20 protein-coding genes are annotated in these 19,730 nt (G+C 63.4%); 9 read left to right on the top strand and 11 right to left on the bottom strand.

From position 1 onward, the window contains the following. Nucleotides 1–72 precede the first annotated feature (72 nt). The 4 genes from OVA07_RS16890 to OVA07_RS16875 all read left to right on the top strand — a co-directional run bounded on the left by OVA07_RS16890 (nucleotide 73) and on the right by OVA07_RS16875 (nucleotide 3,417). On the top strand, nucleotides 73–981 hold the full coding sequence (locus OVA07_RS16890; protein ID WP_268172846.1) for an alpha/beta fold hydrolase: 909 nt from the start codon (nucleotides 73–75) through the stop codon (nucleotides 979–981). Nucleotides 982–1,109: 128 nt separating this feature from the next. Further along, nucleotides 1,110–2,339: a class I SAM-dependent methyltransferase gene (locus OVA07_RS16885; RefSeq protein WP_268172845.1), complete on the top strand. Its 1,230-nt coding sequence runs from the start codon at nucleotides 1,110–1,112 to the stop codon at nucleotides 2,337–2,339. Beyond that, nucleotides 2,336–2,695: a hypothetical protein gene (locus tag OVA07_RS16880; protein ID WP_268172844.1), complete on the top strand. Its 360-nt coding sequence runs from the start codon at nucleotides 2,336–2,338 to the stop codon at nucleotides 2,693–2,695. Before OVA07_RS16885 ends, OVA07_RS16880 begins: the two co-directional genes overlap by 4 nt. A 44-nt stretch (nucleotides 2,696–2,739) precedes the next feature. Continuing rightward, the gene (locus tag OVA07_RS16875) at nucleotides 2,740–3,417 is read left to right on the top strand and encodes a hypothetical protein (protein WP_268172843.1); all 678 of its coding nucleotides are present in this window, start codon (nucleotides 2,740–2,742) and stop codon (nucleotides 3,415–3,417) included. 123 nt (nucleotides 3,418–3,540) lie between these two features. On the opposite strand, the gene bla is transcribed toward OVA07_RS16875, so the two are convergent. The 11 genes from bla to OVA07_RS16820 all read right to left on the bottom strand — a co-directional run bounded on the left by bla (nucleotide 3,541) and on the right by OVA07_RS16820 (nucleotide 15,296). After that, nucleotides 3,541–4,410: a subclass B3 metallo-beta-lactamase gene (gene bla / locus OVA07_RS16870; protein WP_268172842.1), complete on the bottom strand. Its 870-nt coding sequence runs from the start codon at nucleotides 4,408–4,410 to the stop codon at nucleotides 3,541–3,543. After that, complete coding sequence (locus tag OVA07_RS16865) at nucleotides 4,407–5,318, bottom strand: DUF1838 family protein (RefSeq protein ID WP_268172841.1); 912 nt, start codon at nucleotides 5,316–5,318, stop codon at nucleotides 4,407–4,409. The genes bla and OVA07_RS16865 overlap by 4 nt, the downstream gene beginning before the upstream one ends. Before the next feature lie 26 nt (nucleotides 5,319–5,344). Next, nucleotides 5,345–6,538: a CaiB/BaiF CoA transferase family protein gene (locus OVA07_RS16860; protein WP_268172840.1), complete on the bottom strand. Its 1,194-nt coding sequence runs from the start codon at nucleotides 6,536–6,538 to the stop codon at nucleotides 5,345–5,347. Beyond that, nucleotides 6,535–7,455: a hydroxymethylglutaryl-CoA lyase gene (locus OVA07_RS16855; RefSeq protein WP_268172839.1), complete on the bottom strand. Its 921-nt coding sequence runs from the start codon at nucleotides 7,453–7,455 to the stop codon at nucleotides 6,535–6,537. The genes OVA07_RS16860 and OVA07_RS16855 overlap by 4 nt, the downstream gene beginning before the upstream one ends. A 10-nt stretch (nucleotides 7,456–7,465) precedes the next feature. Then, entirely contained in the window at nucleotides 7,466–8,071 is a 606-nt protein-coding gene (gene leuD / locus OVA07_RS16850; RefSeq protein WP_268172838.1) for a 3-isopropylmalate dehydratase small subunit, read from the bottom strand. After that, entirely contained in the window at nucleotides 8,068–9,456 is a 1,389-nt protein-coding gene (locus tag OVA07_RS16845; protein ID WP_268172837.1) for a 3-isopropylmalate dehydratase large subunit, read from the bottom strand. Before OVA07_RS16845 ends, leuD begins: the two co-directional genes overlap by 4 nt. A 46-nt stretch (nucleotides 9,457–9,502) precedes the next feature. Beyond that, entirely contained in the window at nucleotides 9,503–10,528 is a 1,026-nt protein-coding gene (locus tag OVA07_RS16840; RefSeq protein ID WP_268172836.1) for a zinc-binding dehydrogenase, read from the bottom strand. Between the two features lie 4 nt (nucleotides 10,529–10,532). Next, nucleotides 10,533–12,161 (bottom strand): FAD-binding oxidoreductase, encoded by a 1,629-nt coding sequence (locus OVA07_RS16835; RefSeq protein WP_268172835.1) that lies wholly within the window; start codon nucleotides 12,159–12,161, stop codon nucleotides 10,533–10,535. Between the two features lie 134 nt (nucleotides 12,162–12,295). Beyond that, nucleotides 12,296–13,690: an FAD-dependent oxidoreductase gene (locus OVA07_RS16830; protein ID WP_268172834.1), complete on the bottom strand. Its 1,395-nt coding sequence runs from the start codon at nucleotides 13,688–13,690 to the stop codon at nucleotides 12,296–12,298. Beyond that, nucleotides 13,687–14,046 carry a hypothetical protein gene (locus OVA07_RS16825; RefSeq protein WP_268172833.1) on the bottom strand — a complete coding sequence of 120 codons (360 nt, stop codon included), beginning with the start codon at nucleotides 14,044–14,046 and terminating at the stop codon, nucleotides 13,687–13,689. The genes OVA07_RS16830 and OVA07_RS16825 overlap by 4 nt, the downstream gene beginning before the upstream one ends. After that, a complete protein-coding gene (locus tag OVA07_RS16820) occupies nucleotides 14,043–15,296 on the bottom strand; it encodes a class I SAM-dependent methyltransferase (protein ID WP_268172832.1) in 1,254 nt (417 codons plus the stop codon). The genes OVA07_RS16825 and OVA07_RS16820 overlap by 4 nt, the downstream gene beginning before the upstream one ends. A gap of 103 nt (nucleotides 15,297–15,399) precedes the next feature. Here OVA07_RS16820 and OVA07_RS16815 point away from each other — a divergent pair, with 103 nt between their 5' ends. The 5 genes from OVA07_RS16815 (at nucleotide 15,400) to OVA07_RS16795 (ending at nucleotide 19,728) form a co-directional block, all read left to right on the top strand. Further along, nucleotides 15,400–15,708, top strand: a complete 309-nt coding sequence (locus OVA07_RS16815; RefSeq protein WP_268172831.1) for an REDY-like protein HapK — start codon at nucleotides 15,400–15,402, stop codon at nucleotides 15,706–15,708. Next, nucleotides 15,705–16,538 (top strand): SDR family NAD(P)-dependent oxidoreductase, encoded by an 834-nt coding sequence (locus OVA07_RS16810; RefSeq protein WP_268172830.1) that lies wholly within the window; start codon nucleotides 15,705–15,707, stop codon nucleotides 16,536–16,538. The genes OVA07_RS16815 and OVA07_RS16810 overlap by 4 nt, the downstream gene beginning before the upstream one ends. A gap of 1 nt (nucleotide 16,539) precedes the next feature. Beyond that, the gene (locus OVA07_RS16805; protein WP_268172829.1) at nucleotides 16,540–17,925 is read left to right on the top strand and encodes an MmgE/PrpD family protein; all 1,386 of its coding nucleotides are present in this window, start codon (nucleotides 16,540–16,542) and stop codon (nucleotides 17,923–17,925) included. Between the two features lie 70 nt (nucleotides 17,926–17,995). After that, the gene (locus OVA07_RS16800) at nucleotides 17,996–18,886 is read left to right on the top strand and encodes a VOC family protein (RefSeq protein ID WP_268172828.1); all 891 of its coding nucleotides are present in this window, start codon (nucleotides 17,996–17,998) and stop codon (nucleotides 18,884–18,886) included. Continuing rightward, a complete protein-coding gene (locus tag OVA07_RS16795; protein WP_268172827.1) occupies nucleotides 18,886–19,728 on the top strand; it encodes an alpha/beta fold hydrolase in 843 nt (280 codons plus the stop codon). The genes OVA07_RS16800 and OVA07_RS16795 overlap by 1 nt, the downstream gene beginning before the upstream one ends. Nucleotides 19,729–19,730 lie beyond the last annotated feature (2 nt).

The raw sequence follows: 19,730 nt of genomic DNA, 5'->3' as shown, positions 1-19,730 counted from the left end.
GGCAATTCGCCGTCAGGTGGATAGTGCGCCTTCGGGGTGGGAGCGGCAAGGGCGCTATGGCATGGTGTGCCCATGATGAGCAGGCGGCAGATGGGCGGAGCAGTGCTGGCGACAGGCGCATTGGCGGCCATGCCAACGCGCGCGCAAAACAACGCAGTTTCAGGCATTTGGGATACGTCGGGCGACGTGCGCCGCGCTGGTGGTGTGCTGCACTGGCGCTCTGTCGGCAAACAGGGTGCGTTGCCGCCGCTGGTGCTGCTGCACATGCTGGGCGGATGGAGCGACGACTGGCGCGATGTGGCGGCCCTTCTGGGCAAGGACCGCCGGGTGATTGCGTTCGATCTGCCGGGGCATGGGCTTTCGCGCTGGGACGGTGTGCCGCCACAAGTGCAGACGGTGCAGGAAACCGCCGGGCTGATTGCGGGGGCATTGCAGGAATTGGGCGTCAGTCAGGCCGACTTTGCCGGAATGTCCCTGGGCGGATGCGTGGCCGTGGCGCTGGCGGCGGCTATGCCCGAACGGGTGCGGCGTCTTGTGCTGCCGTGCTGCGCGCTGGGCAAGGGGCGGACATGGGCCGAGGTTGAAGCGCGCGAGGCCGATCAGGTGCGCACCGGCATGTTCAGCGCCGCGGGTGATCCGCTGCCGGGCGGGCCGGAGGTGCTGCGCAAGGTGTTCGGGATACGCGACGCCGTGCGGATCGCGGCGGAACAGAACGCCAGCCGCAAGGCTGCCGGACGCTGGATCAGACCGCAGGAGCGCGGCGTGGGACTGACCGACTTTTCGGTGCTGCTGGCGCGGATCAGCGCGCCCACGCTGCTGATATATGGCGGGCGCGACACGTTTTTCCCACCGTTCCGCCCGATTGCGGAAGCCGCGCTGCGCGACCATCGGACGGTGGTGCTTGAGCAATCGAGCGGATTTCCGGTGCAGGATGATCCGGTGCCGACGGCGGCGGCAATGCGGGCGTTTCTGGACACCTGACCGCACCTGCCAGTTTTATTGTTCTATAGTTGATACAAATCAAGCCATGCGCCTTCGCGCTGTGTCAGGTTTTGATTCGCAGGGTCGCAACGGCCCGATGCCGAACCAGCCGCACACGAGGAGGGCCTATGAACAGCACTATTCCGCCACCCTACACCGCCTTGCAAGCGCATCCGATGATGCCGCAGGCCAGCCATGACGAGGCCGCGCGGTTCAACTTTCTGACCCTGTTCAACCGTTATCTTTCGGCGGAAATCGGGCGCGGAAACCGCATCGCCTATGAAACGCGCGTGTTGCCCGCATTCAAGGTGATCCATGGGCGCGAGCCGGAACACCGCGAAGAAATTCGCGTGGCGATGAACCAAGACCCGTTCCATCGCATGTGGTCGGCATTGAAGCGCAATTCGATGGAAATGCGCCAGCAGAACGGCCGCCAGATGGTGCTGCGCCAGTTGGATGAACTGGATGCAAGGGCCAAGGCATTCAACGATACGTCGGGCCTGCTGGAACTGGACCCCGCTATCGAACAGCCGATCTATGCATCTTGCGTGGACATTCACTGCCAGCCCGGCGGGTATCATGGCGGTGAACGCGACGGCGATGTGACCGTGGGCGCGAACTATGACGCGGGGCTTTTCGCCACGACCGGCGGCGCGCTGGGTAGCCTGAACGATGGCGGCGGGCAGGCCGTGGTGGGCTGGGTCAAGGCCAACAAGCCCGACTGGAAGCCAACGCGCATTCTGGATGTGGGCTGCACCGTGGGGCACAATGCGGTGCCGTTTGCGCAGGCGTTTCCCGATGCCGAAGTGATCGCGATCGACACGGCGGCGGCATCGCTGCGCTATGGCGCAGCGCGGGCGGCGGGGCTGGGGGTCACCAACATCCGCTTCGTTCAGGCCAGCGGCGAGGATCTTTCGCGCTTTCCCGACAACCATTTCGACTGGGTGCAGACCACGATGTTCCTGCACGAGCTGTCTGCAGCATCGATGCCGAGGATTCTGGCCGAATGTCGCCGTGTGCTGAAACCGGGCGGGCTGCTGCTGCATGTGGAACAGCCGCAATATGGGCCGAATATGCCGTTGTATGAACAGTTTATCCGCGACTGGGATGCGTACAACAACAACGAACCGTTCTGGTCGGCCATGCATGGCGTGGATTTGAAGACGGTGATGGAAGAGGCCGGGTTCCCGATGGACCATCAGTTTGTAACCGGTGTGCGAGCAATTCCCGACAAATCCCTGTTCCCGGCGTCGCCTGACGGCGAGGAGGAGGATTACGGACGCGCTGCCATCTGGAACGCTTACGGGGCCTGGAAGCCTCAAGTAACCAGCGGAGCAGAAAAGGAGATTTCGGCATGACGCAGGAAATCGACTGGATCGCGCGTTCGGGCGCTCGCGCCAAGGGCGGACGGCCAGCCTTCTTTGATGAGATGGCAGTCGACCGGCTTTATTCGCTGGCGTTGTCGCTGACGGCCGAACTGGCCGCGACGCGGGAACGTCTTGATACTGTTGAACGGTTGCTGGAAGCGCAAGGTTCCATCAACCGGGATGCCATCGAGAACTTCAAGCCGGACAGGGATGCCGGCGAGGAACGAGGCATCGCCATGAGGGCGTATATTGCCCGCGTCATGCGCGGCTTCCAGCAGGAAGTCGAGGCCATGGAGAACCCTGATCCGCCGGTCACCGACTGGGTGGAGAAGCTCTCAAAAGGCTGACCCGCAGGGCTTAGTGGCGGCTTCCGCATCAAAGGGGAAAGTCGTTGATCGAAGAAGTACTGGTACTGCGCTGGGTCCACATCGTTGCCATGGTCTATTGGCTGGGCGGCGAATGGGGTGTCTTCCAGACGAGCTTTAACATCATCAATCGCAAGCTTTCGATGGAAGAGCGCCGGCGGCACATGGAAACCGCCTATCGCATCGACATCCTGGCGCGCACCGGTATCATCACGCTGCTGCCGCTGGGGCTGCACATGGGCAACATCTACGGATTGCAGCCCTATGGCGGCGGATATCTGACTGCGATGTGGATTTTCGTGGCTGGCTGGCTTGCGTTGTGCTGGTCTGCTTTCATCTTCCGCGAGACCGACCGTGGCGTGATGCTGACCAAGCTTGACGAAAAGATCCGCTGGGTGCTGATCCCGACGATCTTCGTGGTCGGCATTTCGTCGTTGCTGGGCCACGGTCCGCTGGAAGCGGGCGAAGGTTCACGCTGGTATGCAACCAAGCTGACGCTCTATGGCTTTACGCTGTGCATCGGTCTTGGCCTGCGCTGGATCATGCGCCTGTGGACAGTGCGTTTCCGTCGTCTGGCCGAAGGTCCGAACCCGGCAGAAGAAGCCGCGCTGGAACGTGAATTCCTGTATGGCCGCCTGATGGCCTATGTTTACTGGATCACGATTTCGGGCATCTGCTTCCTGGGAACGGTCAAGCCGTTCTGATCCGGGCCGTTCTGATCCGGGCCGTTCTGATCCGGGCCGTTCTGATCCGGGCCGTTCTGATCCGGGTGGGTTGATGCAGAAACAAGGGGGCGGTCCGGTTGGGCCGCCCTTTTGCGTTGGGTTTCAGGGAAGTTGGCTGTCCAGCAACGCGCCATATTTGCGGGCCAGCGTGGCGCAGGCTCCGGGTGAGGCGAAGGCGTCGGCTTTGCCTTCGAGTGCGGCCGTCAGGCGATCATCAGAGCCGGAATGTTCGGGGTGGCTGGTCAGCAGGATATCGCAACCGGCAGTGTCGAGGCTGGCCAGCGTGCGGCGCATACCGGCGACCAGCGCGGGGTTGGCGCGATAGGTATAGCTGCCGGTGGCCAGAGGGTTCAGGCTGGCGGCGAACAGGACCGTGCGGCATCTGCCCGTATCGCAGCTTTGCCATGAATAGCCCATGCTTCCGGGCGTATGCCCCGGCATGGCGTGGGCGGTGATGGTGGCGCTGCCCATGCGGATTCGCTGACCGTCGCGCAGTTCGCGCACTTTTGCTTGAGGGGGATAGGCGATAAGCGACGAGCCTTGGGGATCGTCAGCGCCGCTGATGCCCCGGCGCATGGCTGCGGCGGTCCAGCGTGAGGCGGCAACGCGCGCGCCGCTGGTGCGGACCAAAGCCGCCACGCCACCGGCATGGTCGTAATGCGCTTCGGTGACGAGGATCAGGCGGACCTTTCGCAGATCAAGCCCTAGCGCTGCGAAGTGCGCGGTGGTCGTGCCAAAGCTTTCAGGCAGGCCTGCATCGATCAGCACCAGCCCTGCGCCGGTGTCGATGACGGCCTGCCGGATGCGGCGCGTGCCGATATACCAGGTGTTGCCCGATACCTGCGCCGGGCCTTGCGGCTGAAGCCAGCGGGCGGCGTCCGTCCCGGTGATCGGACGGGTCAGCGGGTCGTCCCCGTCACTGCCCCCCAGAAGGAGGCCAGCGGCAAGGACGAGGCCCAGTGCCCGGATCAATTGCGGTATTCTTCCTGCTTCAAGGTAAGCAGCTTGGCAGGATCGCGTGCGCCTTCGGGGTTGACACGGGCGAGCATGTCTACCCAGTCCTTGGGCATACCGGCATAACTGGTTTCCTTTCGACCGACGCTGCGCAGGCACTGCGTGCCCATGCCGGCGGGCATCTTCCACCAGCGGGCATAGTCGGAAAGATCGGTGCCGTATCCCGTCGCGCTGGCGCAGTGGACGCGCGGGTCGAGCGCTTCCCTGGCGGGGCTGGTTATCATCGTCATGTCATTCAGGCGCCGCGCAGGCAGACCAGGTGTTTCAGAGTCTGCAGCGGTGTGCTGCTGGAAGGTGATCTGGTCGCCCATGTGATAGAACAGTTCGGGCACATGCTCGGCCTTGAACGTGGTGTTGCCGATCTTGCCGTCAAAGATCAGGTCGTTGTTGGCCGTATAGCGCACCGTCGTTGGCCCGACCGGCACGAACGGAACGTCGACCATCTCGCCGGTCAGCGGGTTGCGAAGCTGGTCCGAGCGTTCGCTGGTGCCTGGCGCCGTGCGAAAACCGAGTTCGTAGGACGTCAGCTCCATGCTGCCGTCGGCCAGTGGATTGACCTTCATCACCGCGCCAAACACCAGTTCGCACAGTGGGGTCAGCTTTGCGCCCTGCTGCGCATAGTTGCGGCCACGGAACCACCAATAGACGATGCCCGGATCGGTGCGCAGGCGCATACGGCGGATCATCGCGATCCGGGCTGCGGGGTCAGTCGGGATTCCTTCCTCGCGCGAGAGTTGCGCGGCAATGGCGGGCGATGCGCCCAGCAGCCCGGAGCCTGCGATGGCCGCGCCCGTCAACCCAACGCCTGTCAACATCGTGCGGCGGCTGAGCAGGAAGTTCTCGTCGCTGGTGTCGAAATCGGTCATCGGCTTATCCCCACGATTTTGTTGTATCAGGCAGTCTCTACCGCACCTTGCTGGATGAGATCGGCGATGCGGTCAGCCGGGTAGCCCAGCTTTTCAAGAATGGCGTGTGCGTCTGCACCCGGCTTGGGCAAAGTGACCGGAGCGCCGGGGCGCTTGCCACCCATTTGCAGTGGAATGGTCGGCAGGCGGGTTTCCTTGCCGCAATCCAGCGTCACATCTTCAAGCCCGCCATCGGCAAGCTGGGGATCGTCGAACATGTCTTCAGGACGGCCGATGGGGGCAAAGGGCAGGCCGGTGCCTTCCAGCTTTGCCACGATCTGATCGCGGGTCATCGTGGCCATTAGCGCACGGACCTGCGGCATGATGCGATCACGCGCCAGAACGCGGGCGTTGTTGGTGCGCAGGTCCTGTTCGGCCCACAGGTCATCAAGGGCGAACAGGGCGCAGAACTTTTCCCACAAGCTGTCGCTGACCACGCCGATGAAGACGGGTTCGTCTGCCGTTTCGAACACGTCATATATGGCCCATGCGGAAATGCGCGCGGGCATGGGAGCGGCGGCTTTGCCGGTGACGGCAAACTGCGCCATGTGCTGCCCGACAAGGTAAATGGTGGTTTCGAACAGGCTGGCGACGACCTTTTGGCCCTTACCGGTGCGGTGGCGTTCCTGAAGCGCGGCAAGGATGCCGATCACGCCGAACATGCCGCCGGTGACGTCAACCACGCTGGACCCTGCGCGCAAGGGGCGACCAGGAGGGCCGGTCATATAGGCAAGGCCGCCCATCATCTGCGCGACTTCATCCAGCGCGGTGCGCTGTTCATAAGGGCCGGGGAGGAAGCCCTTTTCCGAACAGTAGACGAGGCCGGGGTTCGTTTCCGACAGGGTTTCATACGAAAGGCCGAGCCGATCAAGCGCACCGGGGCGGAAGTTTTCAACCAGAACGTCGGCGCTGGCGGCCAGATCGCGAGCCACGGCAAGGCCTTCTGCCGATTTCAGATCGAGGCAGATCGATTGCTTGCCGCGATTGTACATCGGGAAATAGCCGGAACCGGAACCGAGCAGGCGGCGGGTGGAGTCCCCGCCGATGGGTTCGACGCGGATGACTTCTGCGCCAAGCCCGGCAAGGATGTGGCCCACGGTCGGTCCCATGACCATGTGGGTGAATTCGACCACGCGGATGCCAGCGAGCGGGGTGGGGCCGTTGTTCTGGGCCTCGGTCATCGGGCGATCCTTTCGTTGTAATCCATCATCGGGCCTGCATCGGGAGTGAAGCCGTAGAGCGGCTCTCCCGGCAGGGCTTCGACAAGGATTGACCGCACGGTGAGCAGCTTTTCGAGATCTATGCCGGTTTTGAGGCCCATCGAATTGAGCATGAGCACGAGGTCTTCGGTGACGAGGTTGCCCGAAGCGCCCGGCGCGTAAGGGCAGCCGCCAAGACCACCCAGCGAGGAATCGAGCGTGGTGATGCCTTCCTCAAGCCCGGCCAGTGCATTGGCGAGGCCAAGACCGCGCGTGTTGTGCAGGTGAAGCGTGGTCAGCTTGTCTGCGCCGACAGCGGCCTTGACCTTGCGCACAAGGCGGCGGACCTGCGCCGGGTCGGCATAGCCGGTGGTGTCGGACAAGCTGAATTCCAGCGCACCGGCTTCTGCCGATGCGACGGCAAGGCGCACCACGGCGTCCTCCGAAACCGCGCCTTCGATGGTGCAGCCGAACGCGGTCGAAAGGCCCACGGCAAAGTGCGCTCCGCCTTCACGGGCGATGCGCGCGACTTCGGCAATTTCGGCCAGCATTGCGGGATGGTCCTTACGGACGTTGCGCAACGAATGGGTTTCGGACATCGAAAACGGAATGGACAGGCCATGCACGCCTGCTTCGACCGCGCGGGCCGCGCCCTTGGCGTTGGGCACCAGCGCCACGACGTTGAGGCCGGGCAGGGTGCGGGCGAAGGCGACCAGTTCTGCCGTATCGGCCATTTGTGGCAACAGGCTGGGCGGCACGAAGCTGCCCACTTCGATCTCGCGCACACCGGCAGCGGCTTCGGCGGCGATCCAGGCCTTCTTGGCCTCGGTCGGCATGATTGCCTTGATCGATTGCAGCCCGTCGCGCGGGCCAACTTCGGATACGAGAATTTCGGTCATGCCAACTCGGTCATTTTGGGGTTCCGGCATAGATCCACGGACGGCGGGCGCGATCGGCAGCCGTCCATGCGTCGATTTCGGGGAGGGATTTCAAGGTGAGGGCGATGGCGTCCAACCCTTCAAGCAGCATCAGGCGCGGTTCGTCCTCGATGGTGAAGGTGTGGACCTGATCGCCGCTGCGCACGGTTTGGGTGGTAAGGTCCACATCCAGTGCCTGCCAGCCAAGGCCATCAACCACGGTGCGGTCCAGCGTGATCGGCAGAATGCCGTTGCGGATGCAGTTGGCGCGGAAGATGGGGGCGAAGCTTTCGGCAATCACGCAGCGGATGCCATATTCGGCCAGCGCCCAGACCGCGTGTTCGCGGCTTGATCCGCAGCCGAAGTTGGCTCCGCCCAGCAGGATAGCCGCGCCGTGGGCCTGTGGCTGGTTCAGCGGGAAGGCAGGATCGGGCACGCGCGCGGCGACATCGGTGTAACGCCACGGGGCAAACAGCCCATCGGCAAGACCGGTGCGCCCGGTGGTCTTCATCTCGCGGCTGGGGATGATCGCGTCAGTATCGACGTTATCGCGCAACAGCGGGACGGCGGTGGAATGGAGCGTGGTGAACGGGATCATTGCGCGATCTCCCGCACGGCAATCTCGCGCGGATCGGCTATCGCGCCTGCAATCGCGCTCGCGGCCACGGTTTCGGGGCTGGCGATGTGGGTGCGGATACCGGGGCCTTGGCGGCCTTCGAAATTGCGGTTGGTGCTGCTGATGGTGCGGGCACCTTCAGGGAAGCTTTCACCGCCTGCAAAGAAGCAAAGGGAACAGCCGCTGGCGCGCCATTCAAAGCCCGCGTCGATGAACACCTTGTCCAGCCCTTCTGCCTCTGCCGCGCGCTTTACGGCGGAGCTGCCGGGGACGACCAGCGCCTTGCGGATCGACGGCGCGATGTGGCGGCCCCGCAGCAGATCGGCGGCGCGGCGCAGGTCTGACAGGCGGGCGTTGGTGCACGAACCGATGAAGGCGGCATCGATAGGCGTGCCGGCCAAAGTCTGGCCTGCGTCCAGCCCGATATAGGTGTGCGCGCGTTCCGGCCCTTGCGGCACGGTGGCGGTGACGGCCATGCTGTGTTCGGGGCTGGTGCCCCAGCTTACCATCGGGGCGATAGTGGCAGCGTCGATCACGATTTCGCGGTCGAATGCCGCATCATCGTCGGTTTTCAGCGTGGCCCAATAGGGTGCGTCAAATGCGGCGGGGGCATGGCGGCGACCGGCGAGGTAAGTGAAGGTCTTTTCATCGGGCGCAATGATGGCGGTCATGGCCGAAAATTCGGTGGCCATGTTACACAAGGTCATGCGGCCTTCGATATCGAGCGCGGTTACGGCGTCGCCTGCAAATTCCACCACATGGCCGGCACCGCCGCCTGCGCCGTGGGTGGCCAGCAGGTGCAGCGCCATGTCTTTGGGCGTGACGCCAGCGGACAGCGTGCCGGTGAAGCGCACGCGCATGGTCTTTGGCCGGTCAAGGCGCAGGACGCCGGTGGCCATCGCATGTTCGGCCTCGGACGAACCGATGCCCCATGCGAACGCGCCCAGCGCGCCTTGGGTGCAGGTGTGGCTGTCGGGTGCGACCAGCGTGGCACCGGGCAGGACGATGCCAAGTTCCGGCGAAATGACGTGGGTGATGCCCTGATCGGGATCGTTCACATCAAACAGGGTGATCCCGGCGGCGTGGGCGGCGGCGCGGGTTTCGGTGATGAAGGCACTGCCGCCCTGCATCAAGGTGCCATCGCCGCGTCCGATGCGTGTATCGACGATATGGTCCATCACGGCGAAGACCCGCGCCGGATCGCGGACCGGGCGCCCACTGGCGGCCAGCGATTTCAGCGCAGCGGCACCGGTGCGTTCGTGCAGGAACACGCGGTCAATCGCGATAAGGTGGGCACCGCCTGCGGTTTGGACGACATGGTGCGCATCCCAGATCTTTTCGAAAAGCGTCTTGGGTGAAATTGTCATTGGCTATTGTCGCCAGACGCGGGGCGGGGCCGCCCCTGCGACGGCTTTACTCCCCCTGATCGACGATATCGACGATGACCTTGCCCATCGATTTGCCCGAAAGCAGGCGTTCGATGCCGTCGTAAATGCCCTCCAGCCCCACATTGCGCTGGCTGTCGAATGCCACGCGCAGCTTGCCTTGGGCGTAGAGGTCGTAAAGGCGTTTGCGGGCATCGTCCCAATGGGCGGTCAGCAACCCGTTCATGAAGCCACGCACCGATGCGCCCTTGTAGTAGATGGCGTGGGCCACGCGTGGGCCGGTGACGATTTCCGGCTTGCCTTCAAGGTCTGCCGCAGCCCCGCCGACGACAAGGCGGCCATGGTTGGCGATATTGGCAAGGAAGGCGTCAAAGATGGTGCCGCTGACAGTATCGATGGCAACGTCAATGCCATCGGGATATTCCGCTGCCAGAACCGCGCCAACATCTTCAGAGCGGTAATCGATCACCCGCTCTGCCCCCAGCGAGGCGACGAAGGCACACTTTTCAGCCCCGCCCGCAACGCCGATAACGCGGCAGCCCTTCAGCACGGCAAGCTGCACCAGCAGGTGACCAAGGCCGCCCGCCGCAGCGGAGATCGCCACGGTTTCGCCCAGCTTGACCTCGCCAATCTGTTCCAGCGCAACCAGTGCCGAAACGCCGGTGGAGGCGAGCGCAAGATATTCGCGCGTGGGCGCAGGGGCAGGGGCGAAGTTGGCCACGGCGGCGGTATTCGCTTCGCGGTAGCCGCCGGTAAAGCGCACGGTGACCACCGCATCGCCCACGGCATAGCCCTTTACGCCTTCGCCCACGGCCTCAACCGTGCCGATGGCTTCGACACCGGTGAAAGTGGGAATGGCGATCTTGACGTAATCGACCGCGTTGCGCGCGATCTGCGTGTCGAAGATGGCATTCACGCCGCAGTGCAGGTTGCGCACGCGGATTTCGCCGCGCACCGGGTCGGTGATCGGCAGTTCGACCACGTCTGCACCTTCGCGGAAGCTGGGCGCAATCCGTTCAAGGCGGATTGCGCGATAGGTTTCTTGCCCCCCCATCGGATCAGTTTCGCCCTTCGCGGATCGGGAAACCAAGGCAACCAGGATTGAAGATGCCGCGCGGATCGACCACGGCCTTCACCGCGTCGAGCACGTCCTTGAAGGCTTCGTCGCGGCTTTCGCGATAGGCGGTATAGGCACGGCCGATCTGGAAGTGGGCGGCGCCGTACTTTTTGCAGATGGCCTTTACCTGTTCGCGCGCGGTGTTGACCACGGCGGTCGCATCCGGGTTGGGGCCAAGCTGCTTCAGGTTCTTCAGGTGCGCCGGTTCCACCATCGATTCATGGATGGGGCGATAGCCTTCGGGCCAGAAGAACACCGGTTCAATGACGATGGCCGTGGTGGACAGCGAGGAAAACAGGAAGCCGTTGAAGATGCCGTGCTTGTCGAACGTATCCTGCATCGAATCGAAGTAGGCGCGGATTTCGGCGAACATGGCTGGCGCGGTGGACAGCGAGGCCTGACCATGCACCGGCACCCAGCTTTCGCCTTCAGGCCCAAGGATCGAGTTCGGCGCGGGGAAAGGCATCGCGCGGATGACCTTGGCGATGGAGTTTTCAATCTCCGCGCCTTCGAACCGGGCGGCGATTTCGCGCGCCTTGGCAATATCTGCGGCGACGGCTTCCTTGCAACGACCTTCTGCCGTGATGTGCAGCGGGTATTCTTCTTCGGGGATGAAGTTGCGCCCGCCCATGGCGATCTTGGCAGCGGCCAGCAGACCCTTGCCGATGGACTTTTCCTTGGCAATGACTTTGCCCAGAGTCTTCACGTCGCTCGCCATCGACATGCGCTTCATGCGCACTTTGGTCAGGCCGGGGTCAAATCCGCATGTTTCCGATGCGATGCCAGCACGGGTCATCTCCGCCAGAGCCTGTAGCATGATCTCGCCCGTCTTGAACGAGAACGAGACGGAATCTTCAAAGCCCGGAGCCTGTATCAGGCGCAACGTCACTTCGGCCTTGATGCCCAGCGTGCCGGAATCGCCCATGAACAGACCTGCCAGATCGGGGCCATAGTGGCGGTAATGCGGGGTATCGCCATCGGGGCCACGCGCGCCGGTGCGCAGCGTGCGGCCATCGGCAAGGACCATGGTGACGGCAATTACGCTTTCGCTCGACGTGCCGTAATGGCCTGCGCCGAACATGGCGTTAAGCTGTGAAAGCCCACCGCCGATGGTGGAATAGATGCCCGACATCGGTCCCCAGAACGGGGTGCGAAGGCCATGCGGCTTCAGCGCTTCGTTCAGCGCCAGCCAGGTGCAGCCCGCTTCGACCGTCACGGTCATGTCTTCAGGACTGACGCGCAGCACGCGGTCCATACGGCGCATGTCGAGCGTGATGGTAGTGTCAGTCGCGGGGGTATAGCTGGTGGTATAGCTCATACCTGCGCCGCGCGGGGCAAGATCGACGCCTGCGTCATTGGTGGCGGCAACAACGGCGGCCAGTTCTGCCGTGTTGGCAGGCGCGACCGAAAGCATGACCACATGGTTGCCGCGCGCCCAGATATCTTCGCTGAACAGGCGCAGGGTGGCTTCATCGTCCGTGACGTGATCTGTCCCGACGATCGATTCCAGACGGGCGCGCAGGTCGGCCGGGGCAGTGGCGATCTTGGCAAGGGTCATGCTGTCAGACATCGTGATCTTCCGCTTTGCCGCGCAGGGGCTGAATCTTTGGGGCCGATTCTGCTTCGCGTCGGGTAATTGTTATATTAATATGTCAAATTAGATGCGGTGCCGCAAGGTGGCTGTCTGCCAATCGGAACAGACCTTCACGCAGCAACCGATTCCTGCGCCAGCGCGGCGGCGTGAAGCCCGGCAAGGCGACCGAAGGTGACCGCCGTGGCAAGGCCCATCGCGGGCAGATAGCCCCAGTGCGCCGGGCCTGAGACAGACCGCGCCGCGCCGCCGCCAGCAAACAGGTTGGGCAGGGGGGTGCCATCTTCGCGCAGCACGCGCGCGGTGCCATCAATCTGAAGCCCGCCCTGCGTGTGGAAGATCGCGCCGACGACCTTCACCGCGCGGAACGGCGCGACCGGTGGCTTGTCATCGCCCCATAGGCGGCCCTGCGCATCGGGCTGGCCGCTGGCCTGCGCAGCATGGGCCTGCGCCAAAGTTGCCGCCAGTGCATCGGCAGGCACACCGATCAGCGCGGCCAGTTCTTCAGGCGTATCGGCCTTTTTCGCGGCATTCAGCGCGATCAGTTGCTGCATTTCGGGGATGTAGTCGGTGACAGCTTCGATGCGCTGATCGAAAACCACCCACACATGGTCGCCGGGCTGGGCCAGCACCGGGTGGACCATCCCGGCGATATCCTCAACCTCGTTGGTGAAGCGGTGGCCTTCGATGTTCACCAAAACGCCGCCTTCGACAGGCACGCCCGGCGGCACCGGAATGCCCTGTGGTTCGGTGAGCATGGCATAGCCCTGATAGGCCCCCATATCGCCCAGAGCGGCACCGAGCCGCTGCGCAACGGCAATACCGGTGCCCTGACTGCCTTCGTGGCCATTATTCCGCGCGTGGGCCACATCGGGCATGTGCTGCGCGACCATGGCATGATTGGCGGCAAAGCCCCCGCAGGCAAGGATCAGCGTTTCACAGCCCACCAGTTCTTGCGCACCATCGGGACGTTCCAGCGTGACGCCGTGGATACGGCCGGTGTTGTCGGCATGAACTTCAACCAGCTTTGCGCCCAGCAGCACGTCGATCCCGGCATCGGCCATGCGGGCGTGGAGCAGGTCCACCATGTCCTGTCCGCCGTGACCGCGCCAGCCATGCACGCGGAAGGTGGAATTGCCATAAGCGGGACGGAACCCGGTATCGAGTTCCCAAGGCAGATCGTGCGCTTCGACCATCCAGTCGACCGTCGGCCCGGCATGGTCGGCAATGGCACGCGCCAGTACCGGGTCGGTCAGGCCCTTTGTCTTGGCCATGATGTCTTCGAAATAGCGGTCCGCACTGTCTTCTATGCCCAGCGCGGTTTGCGCTTGCGTTCCGGCGGCGCAGATCAGGCCTTGCGACATGCCGGTGCTGCCCATCGGACGCTCGTCCTGTTCCACAAGCAGCACTTGCGCGCCTGCATCATGGGCCGAAAGCGCCGCGACGCAGCCACAGGCCCCGCCGCCGATCACCAGAACGGGGATCACATATTCGAAAGTGGGAATCATGCGTCGTTCGCCAGTTCTTCGCCAACATCGCCAGAGGCCACATCGGGCGCTCCTGCTGCCGCTTCGTTTTCCTGCTGCACAATGCGCAGGATGCGGGCGATGAATTCCTGATTCCACATCTGGCGTTCAGCCGAAGCGGCGCGATCCGGCACGAAGGCGTCGATCTCGCCCGGCGTCAGCACGCCCTTTTCCAGCAACAGCCGTTCCAGCGTATCACCACGCTGGCGCGCGACGGCCAGTTCCTGCGCCATGGCCATGGTGATGGCCAGAACGCGCTCTACCTGCGGTTCAAGGAAATAGGGGCGCTTGCCAGCGGGTTTTGCCCCTGCGCCTGCCAGTGCGTCGGCAAAGCTCATGCCACGGCTCCGATCACATGCCATGCGGCCTTGCGGCCATAATCTTCGGTGTCATCCTCTTCCGCATCAGGGAAGAGTTCGCGGTCGACCACGCCGGTCACCCCGCCGTGGATCAGCTTGTCACGGTCAAACCCTGCGGCCACCATTTCGGCGTCGAGGTCCATCTCGTGCATCCGGCTCCAGAACGGTTCGTTGTTGTAGAACGCATCCCAATCGCGCATCGCCTGTTCGAACAGGGGCATTTCGGGCGCATATTGCGGCTGTTCCACATGCAGCACGATGCCGCCCGGCTTCAGCAAGCGGCGCGTTTCGGCAAAGATCGCGCGCAGCGCCTTGGTCGACAGTTCGTGCAGGAACATCGTGGTCTGGATCCAGTCAAAGCTGGCATCCGGATACATCGACAGGTCTTCACCGCTGCCCTGAACAAAGCTGATGTTGTCCACGCCCAGCGACTTGGCGCGGGCAAGGCCATAGCGCAGCACCGGCGCACCAAGGTCCACAATCGTCATGTCCGCTTCGGGGAAAGCCTGCGCCAGCGGCAGCGAGGAATGGCCCACAGTGCCGCCGATTTCGAGGATATTCTGCGGCTTGAAATCGGGCAGGTTGCGCTTGACCCATTTGACCACGGCATGACCGCCGCCATCGGAATATTTGCCCAGCAGACCGCCGGTGGTGACGAAACCTGCATGGTCGTAATTCGCGCCATTTACCGCATCGCCGGGGAAATATTCGGTGTGATAGCTACCGGGCATGCAGTGGTGATCCACCGCCGAGACATAGCGCGGGATCGGCAATGACGGATCAAGGCTGAGGCGTGGGTCGCCATCGGTAAGCTCTGCGGCAATCGCGTTCAGCCGTTCGCGCTGGCGTAAGGCGCTCCACCGGCCGGCCTGCTGGCGCTGTTCCATCGTCATGCGGCGCAGGGCCGACCATGTCTGGAACGCGGGGTCGTCCAGCAGGGCGCGGCGCGCTTCGTGGCGGTCTGCCATGGGGCGACCATGCTTGGCTTCAAATTCGGGCACGACGCGCGAATCGTATGCGGCTTTCACACCCGGCACGACGCGCGCGGCAAGGTGCCGGTTCATCTGGGCGAGGAAGTTGATCCGCTCGATCTCGTCATGGCTGGTTTCGGGGAAAACCGCGTGGCGGCCAATCACGCGATAGTCCGGGGGACCATCATAGGCGGCGCTAGGATCGTTCGGCACAGCAGCGTGCGAAGACGAAGGCTGGGGATTTCGCGAAGCGTTCACGGTCTTCCTCATTTGTTATATTGATATACTATATTGACGTTCCGCCAGAAGCAAGGTTCATGGAAGCGATTGACCGGCAGGCGGCAAAGCGAGGACCGACCCCATGCACATTTTTGCAGTTTTCAATCTAAAGCCCGGTGTTTCGGAAGCCGACTATCTTGATTGGGCGCGCAGCACCGACATTCCCACCGTCAACGCGCTGCCTTCCATCGCCAGCTTCCGCGTGTTCCGCACAACAGGCGTGATGGGCAGCGACGCCAAGCCGCCGTTCGGCTATATCGAAGTGCTGGATGTTGCAGACATGGCGCAGTTCGAAAAGGACGTTTCGACCGCAGCAATGGGCGAAGTTGCCGCAGCATTCAACAACATGGTCGAAGTCACGTTCCTGACCACCGAAGAGGTGGCAGCGTGAAATTTGCAGGCAAAGTCGCAGTCATCACCGGATCGGGCCGCAAGGCCGGATTGGGCGAGGCGATTGCCCGCCGCCTGAGCGAAGAAGGCGCCGCGGTGGTCATCGCCGACATCGGCGGATCGCGCGATTCTGCCACGCCCGATGCGATGATCGGGGCCGAGGCAGAAATGCGCGAAGTGGCCGAATCGATGCCCGGCGCAGCCTCCACCTTTTCGTGCGACGTGCGTGATCCGGATCAGGTACGCGCACTGGCGGCCCACGCGGTTGCCACGCACGGATCGCTGGATATCTGGGTGAACAACGCGGGTATCGGTTATATCATGAAGCCGCTGGGCGAAGTGTCAGCGGACGATTGGCGTGCGGTGATCGACGTGAACCTGACCGGCGCGTGGTTCGGGCTTCAGGCGGCTGCCGAAGTGATGATCGAACAGGGGCATGCCGGGCGTAGGGGCGGCCGCATCATCAACATCGCCAGCCAAGCGGCAAAGTCGGGCTTCATGCATGCGCAGGCCTATACTGCGTCCAAGCACGGGCTGGTCGGACTGGTGCGGTCCGCTTCGATCGAATTGGGCGCGCATGGCATCACCGTGAACAACGTGTGCCCCAACCATGTGACCACCGGCCTTGGCAAATGGCAGAACGAACACTTTGCCGCGGTGCAGGGGATCAGTGTTGAACAGTATCTCAAGAACATGGCCGCGCGCATTCCGCTGGGCCGTCCTGGCCTGCCGGAAGATACGGCCAATGCGGTCGCTTTCCTGTGTTCGGCAGAGGCGTCCTATATCACCGGCGAAAGCATGAACGTGTCTGGCGGCGAGGAGCCGCACTGAGATGCCAGAGACTGACGCGGCAGGAGCGGCAAACCCGGCGCATGTTCTTATCGATCACGCGCTGTCCTTGCGCTGGGCGGACCTGCCGGAAGATGTGAAGGCGCAGGCGCAGACGTTCCTGCACGATTCGCTGGCCGTGGGTGTGGCAGGGCGCAATGCTGCCCACGCCGATGCGGTGCTGGCGATGGTGCAGGGCTGGGGCGCGGGCGATGTGGCATCGGTGCTGGGCAGGCCGGACGTGCGCCTGCCTGCGCCGTCCGCCGCGTTCATCAACGGCTTCCAGATTCACGGGCAGGAATATGACTGCGTGCACGAACCTGCCGTGCTGCACCCGATGGCGACCGTCTTGGCAGCGCTGCTGGCAGAGGCACAGCGGGGAGAGCCGGTAACGGGCGAACGGTTCCTGACCGCCATTGTGGCGGGCGTTGATGTGGCGGTGACACTGGGCCTTGCCGCGCCCGATGCGCTGAAGTTTTTCCGCCCTGCAACGGCGGGCATCTTCGGCTGCGTGGCGGCAATTGCCAGCCTGCGCACCATGCCGCGCGATGTGGCGCTGGATGCGTTCGGCCACGCGCTTGCGCTGGTTTCAGGCACGATGCAGGCCCACGTCGAAGGCAAGCCCGCGCTGCCGGTGCAGGTGGCCAATGCTGCGCGCAGCAGCCTTGTCGCCATCGATCTGGCGCGGGGTGGAATGCCGGGGGTTACCCGTCCACTGGACGGGCCTTTCGGTTATTTCCCGTTGATGGAAGTGCGCGAAGCACTTGCCCCCGCACTGGCGCGATTGGGGCAGGGCAACCGCATTACGGAAGTAAGCTGGAAGCCGTTCCCGACGGGGCGCGCAGGGCACGGTGGGATCGTGGCGGTGCAGCAGTTGCGCGACGAACAGGGCCTTGCCGCTGCCGATCTGGACAGCCTTGAGTACCACGCGCCGCCGCTGATCTACCGGCTTGTCGGGCGTCCGGCAAAGCTGGGGATGGAGCCGGGCTATGCGCGGCTGTGCATGCAATATCTGGCCGCCGTAACCCTGTTGCGCGGCAAGGTGACGCTGGGTGATTTCACCCGCGAATCGCTGGACGATGCTGCAGTGCTGGCGCTGGCAGCAAAAATCACGGTTGTTGCCGATGATAACCCTGATCTGGCAGCTTTTGTGCCTGCGCGCGCGGTTGTGCGGACAACAGATGGTCAGGTGCTGACGCAAGATGTGAGCGCGCAACTGGGATCACCGCAATGGCCCCTGTCTGAAGCGCAGCATATGGCCAAAGCCCTGGGATGCCTTGAATTTGCAGGGCTTGAAGCGTGCCATGATGCGCTGATCGCTGCCGTAGCGACGCTGCCGCAGGCAGACGATGCCATGGCCAGCCTGATCGCCAGCGGTGTGATGCGATAGGCGCTTGCATTTGTATTATATCTATATCAAATAATCTCGACACCGCGTTCGGGATCAGCAGGGAATCGACATGACTTTATTGAAGTGCGCCACGCACGTTGTCAGCGATCTGGATGACGCCATCGCGCGGTATGAAAGCTGGATGGAATACCGCACGGTCGAACGCGGTGAAGTGCCTGTCGATCTTGCAGCAGCATGGAATGCCCCTGCCAGCGCAGGACGCGGTTATGCCGTGCTGCAACCTGCTTCGGGTGAAGCGGTGTTCCTGCGCTTTGTCGAAGGCGATCCGGTGCCTGAATATGCGCCGATCCGCACCTATGGCTGGGCCGCTATCGAACTGTGCGTGACCGACGTTGAAGCCGTGAACGAAAAGATGCTGCAAAGCCCGTTCGAGGTGATTGGCCCGCCCAAACCGCTGGACGGCTTTGCCACGGTCAAGCCGATGCAGGTGCGCGGGGCTGATCTGGAAACGGTCTATCTGACGGAAATTCTGCAACCGGGACCGGGCACGGGTCTGCCCGAACCCAAGTCGCTGGTCGACCGGCCTTTCATCATGGTTCTGGCCTGCCCTGACTTGCGCAAGACCGCCCAGTGGGTGAAGGATGTGCTGGGCCTGCCGATGATCGATCCGGTGGCGATCCGCTATTCGATGATCGAAAAGGCGTTCGGCCTGCCCGAAACCGCCAAGACAGAACTGACCACGGCGCGCGGTGGTGGCCAGGTGTTCCTTGAACTGGACCAGTATCCTGACGCGGCCACTGAACGCCCGCGCCATGAAGGCGCGCTGCCGCCCGGCGTTGCGATCACCACCATGCTCTATCCCGATTTTGACCGGCTTGAAGGCCACTGGGCCAGCGCGCCGGTGGTGCGCGAAGGCGCGGTTTATGGCGGCAAGCGCAGCGGTGTGCTGGTGACGCCCGAAGGCGCGCTGCTCGAAGTGGTCGAAGGGGGAGAAATCTGATGGGCAGCACGGCAATCAAGCGCGGCTTCGTGGACGTGCCGCACGGCCAGATGCACTATCGCTATGCTGGCGACAGTGGCGAGCCACTGCTGATCCTTCACGCATCGCCTGGCAGTTCGCGCCAGCAGGTGCGGTTGATCGAGGATTTTGCCGCGGAGGCGCGCGTATATGCGCCCGACACGCCGGGCAACGGCGATAGCGATGCGCTGTCCGATCAGGAACCGACCATCCCGGAACTCGCCGCTGCAGCGCTGGCATTCATGGATGCCGTGGGCCTGCAAAAGGCGCGCGTTTATGGTTCGCACACCGGCGCGGCGATTGCTGCCGAGCTGGCGATCCTTGCGCCGGATCGCGTTTCGGCGCTGGTGCTGGATGGCGTGAGCCTGATGGAAGGCGAAGAGCTGGAAGAGATTCTGGCGACGTATGCCTTCCCGTTCGAACCCGATCTGGACGGGGCCTATCTGGCCCGCCTGTTCCAGTTCTGCCGCGATCAATATGTGTTCTTCCCGTGGTATCGCCGCACCCGTGCGGGCCGTCGTGACGGTGGCCTTGGCAGCGCGGCTGACCTCCATGCATGGATCGTCGAGGTGATGAAGGCGAGCACGACCTATCACCTCAACTATCGCGCTGCGTTCAAATGGCCTGCGGACAAGCGCATGGCGCTGATTGCGTGCCCAACGCTGGTGACCGCCGCGATCAACGATCCGCTGTATGATTCCAGCGTGGCTCTGGAAAAGCTGCTGGGCGATGGTGCGTTCACGGAACTGCCGCGCCTTGATGCCGCCGAATTCCGCGCCGCCCGCCATGATGCGATGGTCGCATTCTTCGCCGGAAAGGCCTGATC

Origin of the sequence: Novosphingobium sp. SL115, assembly GCF_026672515.1 — a bacterium.
Taxonomy (GTDB): Bacteria; Pseudomonadota; Alphaproteobacteria; order Sphingomonadales; family Sphingomonadaceae; genus Novosphingobium.
The sequence above is the reverse complement of the archived record's forward strand: the minus strand, read 5'-3'. Positions and strand labels throughout refer to the sequence as shown.

Bases quoted from the DNA above. Each gene is read 5' to 3' on its own strand.
- OVA07_RS16890 (WP_268172846.1), top strand. From the start codon at position 73: ATGATGAGCAGGCGGCAGATGGGCGGAGCAGTGCTGGCGACAGGCGCA.
- OVA07_RS16885 (WP_268172845.1), top strand. From the start codon at position 1,110: ATGAACAGCACTATTCCGCCACCCTACACCGCCTTGCAAGCGCATCCG.
- OVA07_RS16880 (WP_268172844.1), top strand. From the start codon at position 2,336: ATGACGCAGGAAATCGACTGGATCGCGCGTTCGGGCGCTCGCGCCAAG.
- OVA07_RS16865 (WP_268172841.1), bottom strand. From the start codon at position 5,318: ATGACCGATTTCGACACCAGCGACGAGAACTTCCTGCTCAGCCGCCGC.
- OVA07_RS16860 (WP_268172840.1), bottom strand. From the start codon at position 6,538: ATGACCGAGGCCCAGAACAACGGCCCCACCCCGCTCGCTGGCATCCGC.
- OVA07_RS16855 (WP_268172839.1), bottom strand. From the start codon at position 7,455: ATGACCGAAATTCTCGTATCCGAAGTTGGCCCGCGCGACGGGCTGCAA.
- leuD (WP_268172838.1), bottom strand. From the start codon at position 8,071: ATGATCCCGTTCACCACGCTCCATTCCACCGCCGTCCCGCTGTTGCGC.
- OVA07_RS16845 (WP_268172837.1), bottom strand. From the start codon at position 9,456: ATGACAATTTCACCCAAGACGCTTTTCGAAAAGATCTGGGATGCGCAC.
- OVA07_RS16840 (WP_268172836.1), bottom strand. From the start codon at position 10,528: ATGGGGGGGCAAGAAACCTATCGCGCAATCCGCCTTGAACGGATTGCG.
- OVA07_RS16835 (WP_268172835.1), bottom strand. From the start codon at position 12,161: ATGTCTGACAGCATGACCCTTGCCAAGATCGCCACTGCCCCGGCCGAC.
- OVA07_RS16830 (WP_268172834.1), bottom strand. From the start codon at position 13,690: ATGATTCCCACTTTCGAATATGTGATCCCCGTTCTGGTGATCGGCGGC.
- OVA07_RS16825 (WP_268172833.1), bottom strand. From the start codon at position 14,046: ATGAGCTTTGCCGACGCACTGGCAGGCGCAGGGGCAAAACCCGCTGGC.
- OVA07_RS16815 (WP_268172831.1), top strand. From the start codon at position 15,400: ATGCACATTTTTGCAGTTTTCAATCTAAAGCCCGGTGTTTCGGAAGCC.
- OVA07_RS16805 (WP_268172829.1), top strand. From the start codon at position 16,540: ATGCCAGAGACTGACGCGGCAGGAGCGGCAAACCCGGCGCATGTTCTT.
- OVA07_RS16800 (WP_268172828.1), top strand. From the start codon at position 17,996: ATGACTTTATTGAAGTGCGCCACGCACGTTGTCAGCGATCTGGATGAC.
- OVA07_RS16795 (WP_268172827.1), top strand. From the start codon at position 18,886: ATGGGCAGCACGGCAATCAAGCGCGGCTTCGTGGACGTGCCGCACGGC.